Origin of the sequence: Acidovorax sp. Root402 (assembly GCF_001425125.1) — a bacterium.
GTDB lineage: Bacteria > Pseudomonadota > Gammaproteobacteria > Burkholderiales > Burkholderiaceae_C > Acidovorax > Acidovorax delafieldii.
Map to the genome: position 1 here is coordinate 601,885 of NZ_LMDQ01000014.1, position 17,709 is coordinate 619,593.

The 17,709-nt window shown below is 65.2% G+C and carries 17 protein-coding genes and 1 riboswitch; of the genes, 5 read left to right on the top strand and 12 right to left on the bottom strand.

The genetic code is table 11. The features are described 5' to 3' along the window. Positions 1-194: 194 nt before the first annotated feature. The 4 genes from ASC83_RS13910 to ASC83_RS13925 all read left to right on the top strand — a co-directional run bounded on the left by ASC83_RS13910 (position 195) and on the right by ASC83_RS13925 (position 3,620). Positions 195-1,058, top strand: a complete 864-nt coding sequence (locus tag ASC83_RS13910; protein WP_056063561.1) for a branched-chain amino acid ABC transporter permease — start codon at positions 195-197, stop codon at positions 1,056-1,058. Between the two features lie 82 nt (positions 1,059-1,140). After that, positions 1,141-2,139 carry a branched-chain amino acid ABC transporter permease gene (locus tag ASC83_RS13915; protein ID WP_056063564.1) on the top strand — a complete coding sequence of 333 codons (999 nt, stop codon included), beginning with the start codon at positions 1,141-1,143 and terminating at the stop codon, positions 2,137-2,139. After that, positions 2,132-2,905 carry an ABC transporter ATP-binding protein gene (locus tag ASC83_RS13920; protein WP_056063566.1) on the top strand — a complete coding sequence of 258 codons (774 nt, stop codon included), beginning with the start codon at positions 2,132-2,134 and terminating at the stop codon, positions 2,903-2,905. Before ASC83_RS13915 ends, ASC83_RS13920 begins: the two co-directional genes overlap by 8 nt. A 1-nt stretch (position 2,906) precedes the next feature. Beyond that, positions 2,907-3,620: an ABC transporter ATP-binding protein gene (locus tag ASC83_RS13925; protein ID WP_056063569.1), complete on the top strand. Its 714-nt coding sequence runs from the start codon at positions 2,907-2,909 to the stop codon at positions 3,618-3,620. 65 nt (positions 3,621-3,685) lie between these two features. Here ASC83_RS13925 and ASC83_RS13930 read toward each other — a convergent pair whose 3' ends face one another. Further along, positions 3,686-5,929, bottom strand: coding sequence for a putative Ig domain-containing protein (locus tag ASC83_RS13930; protein ID WP_235509378.1), 2,244 nt, complete (start codon positions 5,927-5,929; stop codon positions 3,686-3,688). 248 nt (positions 5,930-6,177) lie between these two features. Continuing rightward, positions 6,178-6,267: riboswitch (cyclic di-GMP riboswitch) on the bottom strand. Between the two features lie 179 nt (positions 6,268-6,446). Between ASC83_RS13930 and asd the strand changes: the two genes are divergently transcribed. Then, positions 6,447-7,298 carry an archaetidylserine decarboxylase gene (gene asd / locus ASC83_RS13935; RefSeq protein ID WP_056063574.1) on the top strand — a complete coding sequence of 284 codons (852 nt, stop codon included), beginning with the start codon at positions 6,447-6,449 and terminating at the stop codon, positions 7,296-7,298. Positions 7,299-7,343: 45 nt separating this feature from the next. Here asd and ASC83_RS13940 read toward each other — a convergent pair whose 3' ends face one another. The 11 genes from ASC83_RS13940 to hutU form a co-directional block, all read right to left on the bottom strand. Continuing rightward, the gene (locus ASC83_RS13940; RefSeq protein ID WP_056063577.1) at positions 7,344-7,553 is read right to left on the bottom strand and encodes a hypothetical protein; all 210 of its coding nucleotides are present in this window, start codon (positions 7,551-7,553) and stop codon (positions 7,344-7,346) included. A 118-nt stretch (positions 7,554-7,671) separates the two neighbouring features. Beyond that, positions 7,672-8,487, bottom strand: a complete 816-nt coding sequence (gene hutG / locus ASC83_RS13945) for an N-formylglutamate deformylase (protein WP_056063581.1) — start codon at positions 8,485-8,487, stop codon at positions 7,672-7,674. A 34-nt stretch (positions 8,488-8,521) separates the two neighbouring features. Further along, entirely contained in the window at positions 8,522-9,904 is a 1,383-nt protein-coding gene (locus ASC83_RS13950) for a formimidoylglutamate deiminase (protein WP_056063584.1), read from the bottom strand. Beyond that, positions 9,901-11,196, bottom strand: coding sequence for an imidazolonepropionase (hutI, locus tag ASC83_RS13955; protein ID WP_056063587.1), 1,296 nt, complete (start codon positions 11,194-11,196; stop codon positions 9,901-9,903). The genes ASC83_RS13950 and hutI overlap by 4 nt, the downstream gene beginning before the upstream one ends. Before the next feature lie 72 nt (positions 11,197-11,268). Further along, the gene (locus tag ASC83_RS13960) at positions 11,269-11,898 is read right to left on the bottom strand and encodes a HutD family protein (RefSeq protein ID WP_056063590.1); all 630 of its coding nucleotides are present in this window, start codon (positions 11,896-11,898) and stop codon (positions 11,269-11,271) included. Beyond that, positions 11,895-12,788: a phytanoyl-CoA dioxygenase family protein gene (locus ASC83_RS13965; protein WP_056063593.1), complete on the bottom strand. Its 894-nt coding sequence runs from the start codon at positions 12,786-12,788 to the stop codon at positions 11,895-11,897. The genes ASC83_RS13960 and ASC83_RS13965 overlap by 4 nt, the downstream gene beginning before the upstream one ends. Before the next feature lie 56 nt (positions 12,789-12,844). Further along, a complete protein-coding gene (locus ASC83_RS13970; protein WP_040328237.1) occupies positions 12,845-13,621 on the bottom strand; it encodes an amino acid ABC transporter ATP-binding protein in 777 nt (258 codons plus the stop codon). A 14-nt stretch (positions 13,622-13,635) separates the two neighbouring features. Next, entirely contained in the window at positions 13,636-14,304 is a 669-nt protein-coding gene (locus ASC83_RS13975; RefSeq protein ID WP_010465675.1) for an amino acid ABC transporter permease, read from the bottom strand. A 29-nt stretch (positions 14,305-14,333) separates the two neighbouring features. After that, entirely contained in the window at positions 14,334-15,083 is a 750-nt protein-coding gene (locus ASC83_RS13980) for a transporter substrate-binding domain-containing protein (RefSeq protein WP_056063596.1), read from the bottom strand. A 32-nt stretch (positions 15,084-15,115) separates the two neighbouring features. Next, entirely contained in the window at positions 15,116-15,862 is a 747-nt protein-coding gene (locus ASC83_RS13985) for an IclR family transcriptional regulator (protein WP_235509379.1), read from the bottom strand. A 105-nt stretch (positions 15,863-15,967) separates the two neighbouring features. After that, entirely contained in the window at positions 15,968-17,692 is a 1,725-nt protein-coding gene (gene hutU, locus ASC83_RS13990) for a urocanate hydratase (RefSeq protein WP_056063602.1), read from the bottom strand. Positions 17,693-17,709 lie beyond the last annotated feature (17 nt).

Below are 17,709 nucleotides of genomic sequence, written 5' to 3' on the forward strand. Positions count from 1 at the left end.
GCGCCTTCCCCCCGTTCTCGCAGCGCTGCGCGCAGCGTGCAGGGGGACGCAGCCCTCGCTGCGGGGCGGCCCTTGCTCGGCTGCCCTCCATGGGGCCGCGCCAGTTAACAACTCCCCGGGTACATCGCCCCCAAAAAGGCCCTTTCACCAGTGGCTACCAGCCACATCGGCAGGTCGCCAACATCACCACAGTCATGGACTTCGCCACCTTTCTGATCCAGCTGCTCAACAGCGTTCAATACGGCCTGCTGCTGTTCATGCTGGCGGCCGGGCTCACGCTGATCTTCGGGATCATGGGCGTGGTGAACCTGGCGCACGGCAGCTTTTACATGCTGGGTGCTTACCTCGCGTATTCACTCTCAGGGCATTTCGGCAGCCTGGCGTTGGCCATCGTGGGTGGCGCGCTGCTGTCGGTGGTCTTCGGGCTGGCGCTTGAATGGCTACTCTTTCGCCACTTCTACCACCGCGACCACCTGGACCAGGTGTTGCTGACCTTCGGGCTGATCTACATCTTTGAAGAACTGCGCTCCATCCTGTGGGGCGACGATGTGCACGGAGTACCCATCCCCCAAATGCTTGACTGGTCGATCCCGCTCACCGACACCCTCTCCTACCCGGTCTACCGGCTGTTCATATCGGGCGTGTGCATCGCGCTGGCGGTGGCGCTGTACCTGCTGATCTCCAAAACGCGTTTGGGCATGAAGATCCGCGCGGGCGCCTTCAACCGCGACATGGCCGAGTCGCTGGGCGTGAACATCAAGCTCATCCATGCCATCGTCTTCGCGTTGGGCGTGGGCCTGGCGGCGGTTGCTGGCATGGTGGCTGCACCGGTATCCAGCGTGTACCCGAACATGGGCTCGTCGGTCCTCATCATGTGCTTTGTGGTGGTGGTGATTGGTGGCATAGGCTCAGTGCGGGGAGCGCTGATTGCGGCGCTGCTGGTGGGCCTGGTCGATACGTTTGGCAAGGTGCTGCTGCCGCAGGCCGCGGGCATGCTGGTCTATATGCTGATGGCGGCCGTGCTGCTGTGGAAACCCGAAGGCCTGTTTAAGCAATGATTACCCCCACGCTCATCACTTCGTGTACCTCGCTGCCCCCCCAGGGGGCCTTCGCTGCCTTGGGGCGGCCCGGCGGCCGCTCATGAGCACCCCGCGCGCCAATATCGAAGTGCTGCCGCGCAGCGTGCAGTTCGCCCTGGCACTGGGGCTGGCTGCGTTGCTGCTGTTCCCTGTGGTGGGCAGCGACTTTTACGTACAGATGGTCACCCGCATGATGATCATGGCCATCTTTGCCATGAGCCTGGATCTGCTGCAGGGCGTGACCGGACTGGTATCACTAGGCCATGCTGCGTACTTTGGCGTGGCGGGCTACGCCCTGGCCTTTCTCACCCCTGCAGACATGCCGGTCAGCCTGTGGTGGTCGCTGCCGCTGGCCGTGGCTGTGTCCGGCCTGGTGGCACTGGTGATCGGGTTCTTTGTGGTGCGCACCCACGGCATCTACTTCATCATGGTCACCATGGCTTTTGCGCAGATGGTCTTCTACCTGTTCTTCGACAACAAGGTGCTGGGTGGATCGGACGGGCTGTACATCAACTTCCGGCCCGATGCGTCACTCTTCGGCTGGCTGCCGTTCGATCTGGAGGGACGCAAGACCTTCTACTACTTCACGCTGGCGCTGGTGGTGCTGGTGTACGTGCTGCTGCGCCGCCTGCTGTGGAGCCCGCTGGGCCGCGCGCTGGCGGGCATCCGCATCAACGAGCACCGCATGCGCGCCATGGGCTTCGGCACACGGGGCTACAAACTCACCGCCTTCACCATCGCCGGGGCGCTGGCAGGCCTGGCGGGTTACCTGTGGGGCGCGCAGACCGGCTATGTGAATCCTGAGCTCATGGGCTTTCACATGAGCGCGCACGCCATCATGATGGTCATTCTGGGCGGCATGGGTAACTTCGCGGGCGCCATCGTGGGTGCGTTTGCCTTCGAGTACCTGCTGCACGTGTTCAAGGACATCAGCAAACACTGGCAGCTTCTGATGGGAGGCTTCATCGTGCTGGTGGTGGTGGCTGCGCCTCGCGGGCTGCTGGGCATGTTTGCGCAGCGGAGCGCAGCCAAGGCCTCGGAGGGATCGCACCATGGCTGAAGTCTTGTTGTCTGCACAGAAAGTCACCAAACGCTTCGGCGGCCTGGCTGCCGTCAATGGTGTCTCGGTAGACCTTTGGCGGGGCAAGATCCATGCGGTGATCGGCCCCAATGGCGCTGGCAAGTCCACCCTGACCAACCTGCTCTCGGGCGACCTGCCCCCCACCTCGGGCCAGGTGCTGCTGGGCGGCACCAATGTGACCGGCTGGGCGCCCGAACGCATCTCGCGCCAGGGCCTGGGCCGCAGCTACCAGAAGACCAACATCTTCCTGCCGCTCACCGTGCACGAAAACGTGCGCCTGGCGGCCCAGTCGCGCGATGCACAGCAGCCCTGGAACCCGTTGCGCTGGTGGCAGGACACCCGCTCGGACACTATCAAAAACAGAGCAACCAGCGCACGTCTTGAAAGCGCTATCGAGCTGTCCGGTCTCAAAGACCGGCGCATGGCCATTGCGGGTGCCATGAGCCACGGCGAGCAGCGCCAGCTGGAAATTGCCATGACCCTGGCCACCGAGCCGCAAGTGCTGCTGCTCGACGAGCCTCTGGCCGGCATGGGGGTGGCCGAGGCCGAACGCATGGTGGAGCTGCTGCAGCGACTCAAGCCTGCCCACGCCATGATGCTGGTCGAGCACGACATGGATGCCGTGTTTGCGCTGGCCGACCGCCTGACGGTGATGGTCAACGGCGAGGTGATTGCGCATGGCACACCGCCCGAGGTACGCGCCGATGCCACCGTGCAGGCCGCCTACCTGGGGGAGGACCACTGAGATGACCACTCCATGGATCGATGCCAAGGGCATCCACACCTTCTACGGCAGCAGCCACATCCTGCACGGCATTGATTTCACCGTGGGCCAGGGCGAGACCATCGGCCTCATGGGCCGCAACGGCATGGGCAAGAGCACCCTGCTCAAGTCGCTGATGGGCCTGGTCAAGCCCCGCTCAGGCAGTGTGGCCGTGGCGGGCCGCGACATGACTGGCAAACCGCCCTACGAAGTGGCCCGGCTGGGCATTGCCTACGTGCCCGAGGGCCGTGGGATCTTCGGCAACCTGAGCGTGGTCGAGAACCTGCAGATGGCCGCCCGCGCCGGTACACGCGGCCAGCGCGACTGGACCTACGAGCGCGTGCTGGAGACCTTCCCGCGCCTGAAGGAGCGCCTGGGCCACGGCGGCCAGCAGCTCAGCGGTGGCGAGCAGCAAATGCTCACCATTGGCCGCGCGCTGATGACCAACCCCGACGTGCTCATCCTCGATGAAGCCACTGAGGGCCTGGCGCCGCTGATCGCACGCGAGATCTGGCGCATCTGCAGCCTGATCAAGGACAGCGGCATCAGCAGCGTGATCGTGGACAAGAACTGGAAGCACGTCACGCAGATCACCGACCGCAACATCATCCTGGTCAAGGGCCAGGTGGTGTTTGACGGCAGCTCGGACGCACTGCATGCGCAGCCCCTCCTGCTGGAGCAGTACCTCGGGGTTTGAGCGCACCGGCTACAGCCAGCCCGGGATAAAGCGGGAGCTCGGTGGCCGCGTAGCGGCTCGACCTCCTAGCGCGGGTTGATCGTCACCGGCACACTCAGCTGTGCAGACAAACCCGCCGAGTCTTTGGCTGTGACCACCAGTTGATAGCTGCCAGCCACCGGCTTGGGCCAGTTGGCCGTGATGGTGCTTCCGGAAACAGAAAAGCCCATGCCCAATGGCACACCGGTGATGGAGACGGAGAGCGAGGAGGCGCCCGGCGAGGTGATGTTGATGCTGCCGGACAGCGGTTGACCGGCTACGCCCACCATGGCTGAGGCCGTGATCACCGGCCCTGCCGTGGCGATCTTGACCGTGAAGACGCCCTTGCCCGACAAGCCCGTCTTGGTGTCCTTCGCCGTCAAGGTCACGCTGTATGTACCAGCCACCGGTTTGGTCCAGCTCACCACGCCATCTGCAGCCACAACCATTCCCGATGGAGCCCCTGCAAGGGAATACGCCACCGGATTGAGAGCGCTGACATTCGCCTTGAAAGACAGAGCGACACCAGGGCGGCCTGCAATGCTCGCGCTTTCGATCGTCGGGGCCACCGGAGCGATCACGTTGATGTTGTAAACCCCCTGCCCAGTGAGCCCCGTCTTGGTGTCCTTTGCCACAACGGTGACGGCGTAGGCCCCTGCCACAGGAGCCGGCCACGACACCACACCGGCAGCACTGATCGACATGCCAGTGGGCGCACCGGCAAGGCTCAGAGTCACGGGGTTGGGAGCGTTGACGGACACAGTGAAGGTCAGTGCCGCACCTACGATGCCACTGATACTGGCCGATGTGACCACCGGCGCTGGCGCAGGTGCTGCAGCGCCAGCCAGCAAGCCCACCAGCGCGCCGGCATTGGGAGTACCCAGGCCTGTCAACTGGTCATAGCCAGGCCCGGCCGAGCAAGTACCGCAGACGCCGTGGCTGCCCAGGCGAATGTCGGAAAAACTGCTCGCATAGTTGGATGCCACTGCGCCTATCTGCCCATAGAGCAACGCGTGCCCACCGCCCATCACTGGTCGCGCAGCTTGCTGCCTGCCTGCGTTGGCGACTGCTACAAGTCCGGCCCACATGGGTGCTGCCAGGCTGGTACCGCCTGCACTGATCCATTGCACAGCACTGCTTCCTGGCTGCATCACCGCCACGTACTGCCCGGTGGCAGGGTCGGCATTCATGGCCACATCAGCCACCGTGCGACGCATCAGCGAGCCAGTACCCGGCACAGACGACTTCTGGTATGCCGGCACGGCGATGAAGCCGCTGGTACCACCACCCGTGCCCGACCAGCTGACCTCACTGCGCGCCCCGCTGCCGGAATAGGTCAGCGTTGTGCCGCCCACCGCGAGGACATTGGCAGAAACTGAAGGCCAGTTCACCCCTGCGCCAGAATCGCCGGTCGCCGCCAGATAGGTCATTCCCGCGGCAGTAAATGCAGCGTCCACAGAGGCTGTCCATGCACCTTCCTGCGCCCCGAAGCTCATGGACACCACTCCCGGCCCCATGGTGTTGGCCAGCCGTACGGCGCCCAGCAAGCTGTTTACCGATGCGTCGGGCGCCTCCACAAGAACGATACGTGCCAGCGGCGCAATCGCATGCACCCACTGAACGTCCAACGCGATTTCCGTCGCCCACCCGGCGTCGTATGCGGGCGCCACGCCAGAAATGCCGCCGGATGCTGTGCTGTAAGCTACCCACAATTCGCAACCCGCTGCAGGGGAGGCGGCGGCCAGGGGCAGCCCAGTGGTTACTGGCAACACCTTGGCAGCACAGGTGGGCAACCCGAACTTCTGATTAAAAGCTGCCAGTTCGGCTGCCACGTTGGGGTTGTGTTTCGCTCCAATGACATACACCGTCTGCCCTGCCCCCAGTTGAGCGGCTTGGGCTCCGGACGGCTTGGAGCCTACAGCGGGCAACGCGCCGAAGCCGTAGGCCGCGCGTACCTGAGCGACCGAATAGGTGGTGACCACACCTGTACCTGCGAGAGGCGCTGCCAGCGCATCCTTGGGCGCCGTCCAGGTCATATTCGCCGACTTCTGCTTCACCTCCTCCAGGTTGGAGGGTGTGAGACGGCGGGTGGACAATGCCTTGAACATCTCCGGCACCGGCTGCGACTTGGGCGCACTCCGCGCGGACTGGTTGGCATCCTGCACGTCCATGTCGTCAGGAGCCTCCAGCACCACTGGCGCGATGTGGAACGTGGGCTGCGCCCCCAAGCTCTCCACCTCTGGCGGCAACATCTCGGCAGACGCTTCTAGCGTCGTGGTGGTGGAGGCCACGTCGCTAAGTCCTTCCGTGTCGGCAGATCCGCCGCACCCCAAGACAACCAACGGAACGACAGAGAGCAACGCCCAGCGAGCATACTGGGGCTTGCGAGTGAAAAGGTGACGGCGAGTCTGCGTTGGCATTCTGTTCTCCATGACATGCGGGAATCACACCGCACACACCGAAGAAAGCTGGGATGCAAACACCTGTGAGGATTGCCGACGCGCCCTGGAGCACCCCCCAAGCAAACACCCTGGAGAACCGTGGCAACCCCGCTGCCATGCCCATTCAAAAGGGGTTAGACCGGTGGCTTTGCGACCCCGACTTTCGTGCGGGTGTGCCTTGATGGAGCAAATGTAATTGTTTGAAACGGAAAAATCAATAAATTTGATAATAATTTCAAATTTATCACCTGACTACCAGGAGTGCCAGACTCCATCCACCGCATGCACACGCACCCTTGATAACCCGGGTCGCCAGCAGCCCCCCCGTCGTTAGAATCATTCGCTCTATCGACTCAGGAAGAACGTTTTGTCCGATCGCCTCGCCGTACTGCCCCAATACGCTCTTCCCAAACGCGCACTGACCACCCTGGCGGGCAAGTTCGCATCGGCCCGGCTGGGCGGCCTCACCACCTCGGTGATCCGCTGGTTTGTGGGCCGCTACAACGTCAACATGGCCGAGGCGGCCAACCCCGACATTGCCAGCTACACGTCGTTCAATGACTTCTTCACGCGGGCGCTCAAGCCCGGCGCCCGCCCGCTGGCCCAGGCCGATTTGATCTGCCCTGTGGACGGTGCGATCAGCCAGTTTGGCGCCATCGCCAAGGACCAGGTTTTCCAGGCCAAGGGGCACACCTACTCCACCACCGCCCTGGTGGGTGGCGATGCGGCCGCCGCAGCCCGTTTTGACAACGGCCACTTCGCCACGCTGTACCTGAGCCCGCGCGACTACCACCGCATCCACATGCCTTGCGCGGGCGAGCTCACGCGCATGGTGCATGTGCCGGGCGACCTGTTTTCGGTGAATCCCACCACGGCACGCGGCGTGCCCGGCCTGTTCGCCCGCAATGAGCGCGTGGTGTGCTTTTTTGAATCGGCCCAGGGCCCGTTCGTGCTGGTACTCGTGGGCGCCACCATCGTGGGCAGCATGGCCACCGTGTGGCATGGGCAGGTGAACCCGCCGCGCACCGGCACGCTGCGGCAGTGGGACTACGCCAAGGGCCAGGTGAGCCTGCAGCAAGGTGAGGAAATGGGCCGCTTCTTGCTCGGCTCCACTGTGGTGATGCTGTTCCCACAGGGGCCGCTGCAGTTCAACCCGCAGTGGTCGCCCACGCGCCCCATCCAGCTGGGCGAGTCGATGGCGCAGTGCACTGGCGGCTGACCTTCAGCCTATCAGCCCAGTAGCCCTTCAGCCGGGGCGCCGCGCTCACAAACGGTCTGGCGCGCGCGTGAGCCGGAAGGCGGTGGGTGCCAGGTGCAGCGCTTCAGGGTGAACGGGGGATTCGTGCCCCACCAGATACACCATGAGAGAGTTGCGGCGCACCACCACATGGCTCACGGTTTCGCGCTGGTGGTTCCATTGCACAAACGCGCCGGGCTTGAACAGGGGCATGTAGTAGTAAGCGGTGGGGTCCATGGGGCGCGGCTCCTCCCGCTACAACGGGCCCTTGCGTGAATGCGGGCCCTGACGGCGGTCCATGGTGGACCGACCAGTTCATACTAGCACCGATCCCTCCCGCCGCGGGGTGCCCATTTCAAACTGATTGCGTTGCCGCAAAGGCCAGCGTGGCCTGCAGCATGCGGCGCAGGTGCGGCTGCACGCCTGCCGCCACATCGGGCAGATAGTCAAACGGCAAGGCTTCTTGCATGTAGCTGCACTGCGTCATCTCCAGCTGCACCGCGTGGATGTTCTGCGCGGGCTGCCCATAGTGGCGCGTGATGTGGCCGCCCTTGAAGCGACCGTTGAGCACTGCGGTGTAGCCCTGGGCCTCTTTGGCGATGGACAGCAGCTCCTGCGCCAGCGCCGGATCGCAGCTTTCGCCGTTGGCCGTCCCCAGGTTCAGGTCGGGCAGCTTGCCTTCAAAGAAGCGCGGCAGCACCGAGCGGATGGAGTGTGCGTCCCACAGCACCGCCACACCATGCTGCGCGCGGATGCGGTCCAGCTCGGCACGTAGTTGCGCGTGGTACGGCGCCCAGACGGCATCGCGGCGCGCGGCCACCTCGGCATCATCGGGCACATCGCCCCGGGCATAGATGGGCGTGTCGTCAAACGTATCGACCGGGCACAGGCCGGTGACGCTTTGGCCAGGGTAGAGGCTGGTCCCATCGGGCGGGCGGTTCAGATCGACCACATAGCGCGAGTGCGTGGCCACGAGGATGGACGCGCCCAGGTCCTTGGCGAACGCATAGAGGCGCTCCATGTGCCAGTCGGTGTCGGGCACCTGGCGGGCCTCATCGGTGAAGCGCGCAGCCAGCGCTGGCGGCACGTAGGTGCCCGCATGGGGCATCGACACCAGCAGCGGCGCGGTGCCGGGGTAAAGGACAAAAGGAGGTGGAGAGGTATCTGTCATCACAAGCTCAGGGGTAGGAATTCAATCGGACGCGTCAATCGGGTGCAATGGTGGCCGAGCGCGCGGCCACGAACGCATGGGCCGCTGCGTCATGCAGCGTGTGTCGGCCGCTGGCGATGCGCCGCTGCCCCGCCACCCACACGCTGTCGATGGCCGAGGTGCGGTGGCTGCCAAACACGTGGGCCGACAGCATGCTGTGCGCAGGCAAATCGCGCAGCGCCACATGCTGCGCATCCAGCGCCACGAGGTCGGCCTGCTGGCCCACGGCGAGGCCACCAATGGCGCGGCCCGCGGCCTGCGCCCCGCCCTGAACGGCCTGCAAGGTCATGGCCGTGGCCACCTCGGGTTGCACAGCGGTGGCCAGCACATTGCGCTGGCGCAGCGACAGGCGCTGGCCGTATTCGAGCATCAGCAATTCCTCTGCCGCATTCACGCAGGCATGGCTGTCCGAGCCCACGCCCCAGCGCCCGCCGTGCTGCAGCCACAGCGGCATGTCGAAGATGCCATCGCCCAGGTTGGCCTCGGTGGTGGGACAGATGCCCGCCACGGCGCCCGTGCGCGCTGCGTCCTGGTACTCCTGCGGCGTCATGTGCGTGGCATGCACCAGGCACCAGCGCTCGTCCACAGGTGCGTGCTCCAGCAGCCACTGCACCGGGCGCTGGCCGCTCCAGGCCACGCAGTCGTCCACTTCCTGCGTCTGCTCGGCAATATGGATATGAATGGGCGCCTGCGCATTGAGTGCCGTGAGGCCCTGCACGGCAGTTGCCAGACTGTCGGGCGGCACTGCACGCAATGAATGCGGTGCCAGGCCCAAAACGGCCCCTTGCGCTTGTGCCGCGGGCGCAAGGCGCTCCAATAAGGAGAGCATGTTGTCCGTGCTGCGAATGAAGCGGGCCTGGTCCGCACGCGGTGGCTTGGCACCAAAACCACTCGTCTGGTACAGCACCGGCAACAGCGTGATGCCGATGCCCGCATTCTGCGCCGCACGCAGCAGAGCCAGCGAGAGCGTGGCGTCATCGGCATAGGGCGTGCCGTCCTGGTCGTGGTGCACGTAGTGGAACTCGCACACGCTGCTGTAGCCCGCCTCCAGCATCTCCACGTACAGCCAGGTCGCAATGGCCTCCAGCGACTCGGGTGTGATGCGTGCCGCAAAGCGGTACATCAGGTTGCGCCAGCTCCAGAAGCTGTCCTGGCTTTCGCCCCGGTATTCGGTCAGGCCCACAAACGCGCGCTGAAAGGCATGCGAGTGCAGGTTGGGCATGCCGGGCAGCACGGGGCCCGAGGCCACAGAGGTGCCGTTTGGCTGGGCGTTGGGCGTGACGGCAGTGATGCGCCCTGCCCCATCCCATGTGATCAGCACGTTGCGCGCCCAGCCCGTGGGCAGCAGTGCATCGGCGGCGAACAGTTGTTGCGTCATGGCATGACTCCGTGAATGCGCCCTTGCCGCACGATGGTGCAGGCAGGCTTTTGGCCCAGCCAGTAGGCCAGTTCGGCCGCCTCGCCCACCGGCCACAGCACAAAGTGGGCGGGCCTGCCGGATGCGATGAGGCCGTGGGTGTCTTGCAGGCCGAGCGCGCGTGCGGCGTGGGTGGTGATGCCCGTCAGCGCCTCGGGCACTGTCAGACGGAACAGCGTGCAGGCCATGTTGGCCATGAGCAGCAGGCTCAGCGCGGGCGAGGTACCCGGGTTGTGGTCGGTGGAGACAGCCATGGGCACACCCGCTGCGCGCAGTGCCGCGATGGGCGGCAGGTGCGTGTCGCGCAGCGTGTAGTAGGCGCCGGGCAGCAGCACGGCCACAGTGCCTGCAGCTTTCATCGCAGCGATGCCGTCGGCCGACAGGTGCTCGATGTGGTCACACGACAGCGCGCCGTAGCGCGCAGCGAGTGCCGAGCCGCCCATGTCGGACAGTTGCTCCGCATGCAGCTTGACGGGGATGCCGAGCTTGCGCGCGGCCTGGAAGACCTGCTCGGTCTCGGCCAGCGTGAAGGCGATGCGTTCGCAGAACACATCCACGGCATCCACCAGGCCTTCGGCGGCCAGGGCGGGCAGCATGTCGTTGCAGACGAGGTCGGTGTAGTCCTGGCTACCTCCAGGTTGGCCTGCATATTCGGGCGGCAGTGCATGCGCGCCGAGGAAGGTGGTGCGCACCGTGACGCCAAAGGCCTCGCCCAGGCGGCGGGCCACGCGCAGCTGCTTGCGTTCGTGCTCCAGCGCCAGTCCGTAGCCGGACTTGATCTCGATGGCACACACGCCCTCATCAAGCAGCGCCTGCAGGCGCGGCGCGGCCAGGGCAAAGAGCTCGTCTTCGCTGGCCTCGCGCGTGGCGCGCACCGACGACACGATGCCCCCGCCCGCCCTGGCCACCTCTTCATACGTGGCACCCGCCAGCCGCATCGCGAACTCGTTGGCGCGCTGCCCTCCGTACACCAGGTGGGTGTGGCAATCGACCAGGCCGGGGGTGGTGACGGCGCCCCTGCCGTCAATGCGAGGCAAGGCCGCAAAGGCTGCTGGCACCTGGGCCTGCGGGCCCACCCACTGGACGGCGCCGCCCTGCACCACCACACACGCCAGCGTGCCCTCAGGCACCGGCACATCCGTCGCCCACAACGCGGCCACGGGCCGCAGGTTGGTCCACACGCCATCGGCACTGGGTGCGGAAGATGCTGGCGGGACAACGCCCTGCTTGTTGCTACCTGCTGCTGTGTTCATGGATTGATTTGCTATTGTTTATATAGCTAATGGAGCATATTCCACTAGCGCTTGCAGCCCATTTGATTCAAATTATGGTGCAGGGCCCCTGCGCAAGGCCACCCAGGCCAGCACGGGTGCATCGTCGGCAGACCCACCGCTTTCGGCGCGGCGCACAGGGGTGATCGACGGCGCTGCTTCGCCCCCTTCGTTCACCCACCACAGGCCCTGCCCCGCTGCCAGCATCCGCACTTGGTGGGTATCGCAGTCCTCGCATCGCCAGGTGCCCTGCAGCACCATGCACAGACCCGCTGCAGCCCCCTCAGCGGGCGGCGGCGCATCGCGCAGCACCTTCAGGTTCCCGGTCCACGCACCCCGGCGCAGCATCAGGTTGAAGTCGGTAGAAACACCGCCCAGCATGCGGCAGTCCACCGGCTCTTCACCGGAGAACGCAAATGGCTCCCAGCGATGCGTCAGCGCATGCTGCCAATGTCCTTCTGCGCCTTGCAGATGTACGCCATCGCCATCCAGCAACATGATTTGCCGATCCACCCCCACAAACGCCGAGAAAGGCCCGGGGCTTGCAATGGTGGCAACGCTCACGCGCCATGCAAAGCTGTCCATGCCCGCGCCGGGCGGCCAGCACGCCAGCTCGCGTGTGCTGCCGCCGCCGTTCTTCCAGGGCACCGGGGGCGTGGAGGCCAGGTCCAGAAACTGCTTCACGCGCCTTCACCCAGCGGCACACCGTTCCTGTCCACCAGCAGCGGGAACAGCGGGTGGTCCATGGCGGCCCCAGCGGGCAGCTGGTCCGCCAGCCCCGGGAACTCGGGCGAGGTCGTCCACGGCCTAGGCGCGTGGCGCGTGTCGTCGCCCAAGAAGCGCACCGAGAACACGCGGCGCCGGTTGGGCCCCTCCACCCCGCCCGCCGCATGCAGCGTGAGCATGTGAAAACACACCACGTCGCCCGGCTCAATCTCCCAGCCCACGATGGGAAAAGCGTCGCGGTCGGCCTCGACGTTGGGCAGGTCCTGCAGGCTGCCTTCAGGGAACCACTTGGCCTGGTTGTCCATGAAGGTGCGCGGCATGAGCCAGGGGCCCTTGTGCGAACCAGCCACAAATTCGAGCGTGGCCGCACGCGACACCGGGTCCACCGGTATCCACATGCTGATGTTCTGCTGGCCATCAATGTTGTAGTAAGGCTGGTCCTGGTGCCAGGGCGTCTTCTGGCGCGTGCCAGGCTCCTTCACCAGCACATGGTCGTGGTACAGCCGCACAGTGCGTGACTGCATCAGGCGCTGCGCGGCCAGGGCCAGCGGCGTGTCGCGCACAAAGCGGCCAAACTGCGGGATGTCCTGCCAGTTGCAGAAGTCCTCGAAGAAGCGGCCCGGGTCATCCGGCCTGCTGGCCACCTTGGCACGCGGGCTGGGCGCGGCCAGGTTGGCGTCGATGCCGTCGCGCAGCAGCGCTACCTCTTCGGGCGTGAGCAGCTGCTTGATGCAGATGGCGCCGTCGCGGTCAAACCGCGCGATGTCGTCGGCGGTCAGGCGCTCCTGCAAGCGCTGTTGAAAGTGCTGTTGTGGGCTCAGGTCACTGGCAGGTGAAACCGGGTGCATACGAGCTGTCTCCTTGTAAGCTATTGACCGTTGTCGTCCATCACGCACACCCAGCCTCAGGCGCGCGTGAGCACCGCCTGCAGAAAGGAGCGCGTGCGCTCCTGCGTGGGGTTGGTGAAGATGGTGGCAGGCTGGCCGGACTCAATGATCCCGCCGCCGTCCATCACCACCACCACGTCGCCCACCTCGCGTGCAAAGTCCATTTCGTGCGTGACCACCATCATGGTCATGCCTTCGCTGGCCAGCAGCTTCATGACCTGCAGCACCTCGCCCACCAGCTCGGGGTCTAGCGCCGAGGTGGGCTCGTCGAACAGCATCACGCGCGGCTCCATGGCCAGCGCGCGGGCAATGGCCACCCGCTGCTTTTGCCCGCCCGACAGGCTGGCAGGCATGGCCAAAGCCTTGTGCGCCAGGCCCACCTTGGTCAGCAGGGCCTGTGCGCGCTCCTCGGCCTCCTTGCGCGAGAGGCCGCGCAGCTTGCGCGGACCCAGCGTGACGTTGTCGAGCACCGACAGGTGCGGAAACAGGTTGAACGACTGGAACACCATGCCCACCTCTTCGCGCAGGGCGTTCAGGTCATGGTCAGGCAGCATGCGGCCGTCCTGCACCAGTGTGCGGCCACAGATCTCGACCGTGCCGCCTTCGGGCTGCTCCAGTCCGTTGCAGCAGCGCAGAAAGGTGCTCTTGCCCGAGCCACTGGGCCCGATGACCACCACCACCTGCGACGGCAGCACGTCAAAGTCGATGCCGTTCAGCACCACGTGGCTGCCAAACGACTTGCGCAGTCCGCGAATGCGCACGATGGGCTCGGCGGATGGGCTTGCTCCGGTCATCACAGAATTTTTCTTCATTGCACCATCCCCCCGGCACGCAGGCGCAACTCCATGCGGCGCAGCACCAGCGAAGTGACACCCGTGAGGATGAAATACACCACCGCAATCGCCAGGTACACCTCCAGCGAGCGGTACGACACGCTGATGATCTTCTGCCCTTCGTGCATCAGGTCGTGGATGGTGAGCAGCGACACCAGCGCCGAGTTCTTGATCAGCGCGATGAACTCATTGCCCAGTGGCGGAATCATGCGCACGACGGCCTGTGGCAGCACCACGGTGCGCATGGCCAGGCCCGACGACATGCCGATGGAGCGCGCCGCCTCCATCTGCCCCTTGTCAATGGACTGGATGGCGCCGCGCACTACCTCGGACACATAGGCGCCCGAATAGATGCCCAGGCCGATCACGCCGCACACAAAAGCGGGCAGCAGGATGCCGAACTGAGGCAGGCCAAAGAACAGGATGAACAGCTGCACCAGCAGCGGCGTGCCGCGTATCGCGGCCACGTAGGCGGTGCACAGGGCGTAGACCACGCGGCGCTTAGGGTTCAGGCGGCCAATGCCCACCAGCAGGCCCATGACGCAGCCCAGCAGCAGCGAGGCAGCCGTGATTTCCACAGTGACCAGCGCACCCGCCAGCAACTGGGGCAACCCGGCCCAGACAGGAGAAAAATCGAGTTCCATGGCTCAGTTCGGCAACGTGTGGCTGCGGTTTACTTGGCAGCGCTGTTGCTGAACCACTTCTTGACAATGGCAGCATAGGTGCCATCGGCCTTGAGCTTGGTGATGGCACCGTTGACAGCCTTCGTCAGCTCGGGCGTGTCCTTGCGCAGGGCCATTCCGTACTCTTCGGTGGTGAGCTGCTCGTCGAGCACGCGCAGGCCCGGGCGGGTGCGCACATACTGGAACGCGGCGGGCTTGCCGGTCACGGCAGCATCAGCGCGGCCGATATCCACCAGGTTGAACATCTCCTGGTTCTTTTCGACCTCGACACGCTGCACCTTGGGGAATTTCTCGGTCAGGTACGCCACCGACTTGGTGCCCACCTGCACGCTGACTTTCTTGCCGTCCAGGTCGGCCAGCTTGTTGATGGCCTTGTTGTCTGCCTTCACCATCACCACCAGGCCGCCGGCGTAGTAGGAGTCAGTGAAGTCCACCACCTTCTTGCGCTCGTCGGTGATGTAGATGGCCGAGACCGCCATGTCAAAACGCTTGGAAATCAGGCCGGGAATCAGGCCCTTGAAGTCGATGTCCACCCACTCGACCTGCTTGCCCATGGTCTTGGCAATGGCCTCCACCAGCTCGACGTCGAAGCCCGTGCGTTTTCCGTTTTCGACAAACTCCATGGGCGGGAACGTGGCATCAGTGCCCACACGCAGGACGTTGTCCTGGGCCTGTGCACCCGTGGTGCAGAAGGCTGCGGCGGCCAGGCTGGCCAGAAGAAGGTTGCGGCGAAGGTTCATGGGGAAAGCTCCTGAGGAGGGGTGAGGGAAAATCAGGCAGAAGTGAGCTGGCGAGAGATGCGCGCTGCGGCGACGACGGCCATGCCGGTGAGTGCGGTCTCCTGCCCCTGGGCCCGCAAGATCGGGGCCATCAGGGTGATGGCCCCGGCGGCCTGCCGGGGAGAACCGAACACGGGCACGCTGACGCCCCAGACACCGGCATCCACTTCGCCGGAGCTGACGGCGTAACCCGCCTTGGCAATGCCCTCCAGCTCGGTCAGCGCCGCCTGGCGCTCAGCAGTGTCTGCGCCGTAGTGCAGGTCCAGAATGGCATTGCGCGTGGCCGGGGCCACATGGGCAAGCAGGCACTTGGCGGAGGCACCCGCGCGCAGCGGCACGCTGCGCCCTTTTTCAAACGAGCAGCGCAGGGCCTGCGTGCTGTCCACCATGTCCAGGCACACCACGCTGTCATTCACGGCCACCACCAGCCCCACGCTCTCGTGGGACTGCCGGGCCAGTGCCTGCATGTCCGGCCGCGCGTGGTGCACCAGGTGCGACGCCATGTCAAAGCCCAGCGCCAGTTGCAGGCTCAGCGGCCCGGGCGCGTAGTGCCCGCTGCTCTCCAGCACAAAGCCCCACAGCTTGAGCCGCGCCAGCTGCCGGTACAGCGTGCTGCGCGCCAGGCCCGTGGCCTCCACCAGCTCGGCAGCCGACATGGGCTGCCCGTGCTGCGCCAGCACCGCCAGCACGTGCAGAACACGGTCGGCGGCGGCAACGGAGGTGGGTCCACGGGTGGGCATGGACTCAGTATCAAAGGATTGCAGCGGCATTCAAACCCAACATTCCCAACGAATGGGAATGCAGTTCCCTTTTTTCACATTCCTGTCATTCCCTCCCTCGCCCCTTCACTTCACCATGGGCAGCTTCAGGCCCTGCTTCTTGGCCGTCTCCACCGCCAGTTCGTAGCCCGCGTCGGCATGGCGCATCACGCCGCTGCCGCAGTCGTTGACCAGCACATTGGCAAGGCGTTGGGCCGCTGCTTCAGTGCCGTCGGCCACAATGACCATACCCGAGTGCTGCGAGTAACCCATACCCACGCCCCCGCCGTGGTGCAGGCTGACCCAGGTGGCGCCGCCCGAGGTGTTGAGCAAGGCGTTGAGCAGCGGCCAGTCGCTCACGGCATCAGTGCCGTCCTTCATGCCTTCGGTCTCGCGGTTGGGGCTGGCCACGCTGCCAGTGTCCAGGTGGTCGCGGCCGATGACGATGGGCGCCTTCAGCTCACCGTTCTTCACCATCTCGTTGAAGGCCAGGCCCGCGATGTGGCGCTCGCCCAGGCCTAGCCAGCAGATGCGCGCGGGCAGACCCTGGAAGGCAATGCGCTCGCCCGCCATGTCGAGCCAGCGGTGCACGTGTTTGTTCTCGGGGAACAGTTCCTTGATCTTGGCGTCGGTCTTGCGGATGTCTTCCGGGTCACCCGACAGGGCCACCCAACGGAACGGGCCCTTGCCTTCGCAGAACAGCGGGCGGATATAGGCGGGCACAAAGCCGGGGAAGTCGAAGGCGTCCTTCACGCCTTCGTCAAACGCCACCTGGCGAATGTTGTTGCCGTAGTCCACCACCGGGATGCCCAAGTGCTGGAAGTCGAGCATGGCCTGCACATGCACGGCGCAGGACTTGGCAGCGGCCTTCTTCAGCACCTCGTGCTGTGTCACGTCCTGCTGCGCGGCGCGCCACTGGGCCACCGTCCAACCTGCGGGCAAGTAGCCGTTGACGAGGTCGTGGGCCGAGGTTTGGTCGGTGACCAAGTCGGGCTTGAGGCCACCGGCCTTGGCACGGCGCACAAGCTCGGGCAGGATTTCTGCGGCGTTGCCCAGCAGGGCAATCGACACGGCCTCTTTGGCAGCCGTGTGCTGCTGGATCAGCTCGAACGCATGGTCGATGTCGCGCGCCTGCTTGTCCACATAGCGCGTGCGCAGGCGGAAGTCGATGCTGCTTTGCTGGCATTCGATGTTGAGCGACACCGCGCCCGCAAAGGTAGCGGCCAGTGGCTGCGCGCCGCCCATGCCGCCCAGGCCAGCGGTCAAGATCCAGCGCCCTTCGAGCGAGCCGCCAAAGTGCTTGCGACCCGCCTCGGCAAAGGTTTCGTAAGTGCCTTGCACGATGCCTTGCGTGCCGATGTAGATCCAGCTGCCCGCCGTCATCTGGCCGTACATGAACAGGCCCTTCTGGTCCAGCTCGCTGAAGTGTTCCCAGTTGGCCCACTTGGGCACCAGGTTGGAGTTGGCCAGCAGCACGCGCGGCGCGTTGGCATGGGTCTTGAACACGCCCACGGGCTTGCCGGACTGAATGAGCAGGGTCTCGTCGTCATTCAGGTCCTTGAGCGAGGCGAGGATCTGGTCAAAACATTCCCAGTTGCGCGCGGCACGGCCAATGCCGCCGTACACCACCAGGTCCTGCGGGCGCTCGGCCACCTCGGGGTCGAGGTTGTTCTGGATCATGCGGTAGGCGGCCTCGGTGAGCCAGCTCTTGCAGGTGAGCTGGCTGCCGCGCGGCGCGCGGATCACGCGGCTGGCGTCGTGGCGGGGGTCGGCGTTGGAGGCGGCGGCGATGATGGCGTCGTTGGCGTTCATGGTGTGCTCCTGTGAAT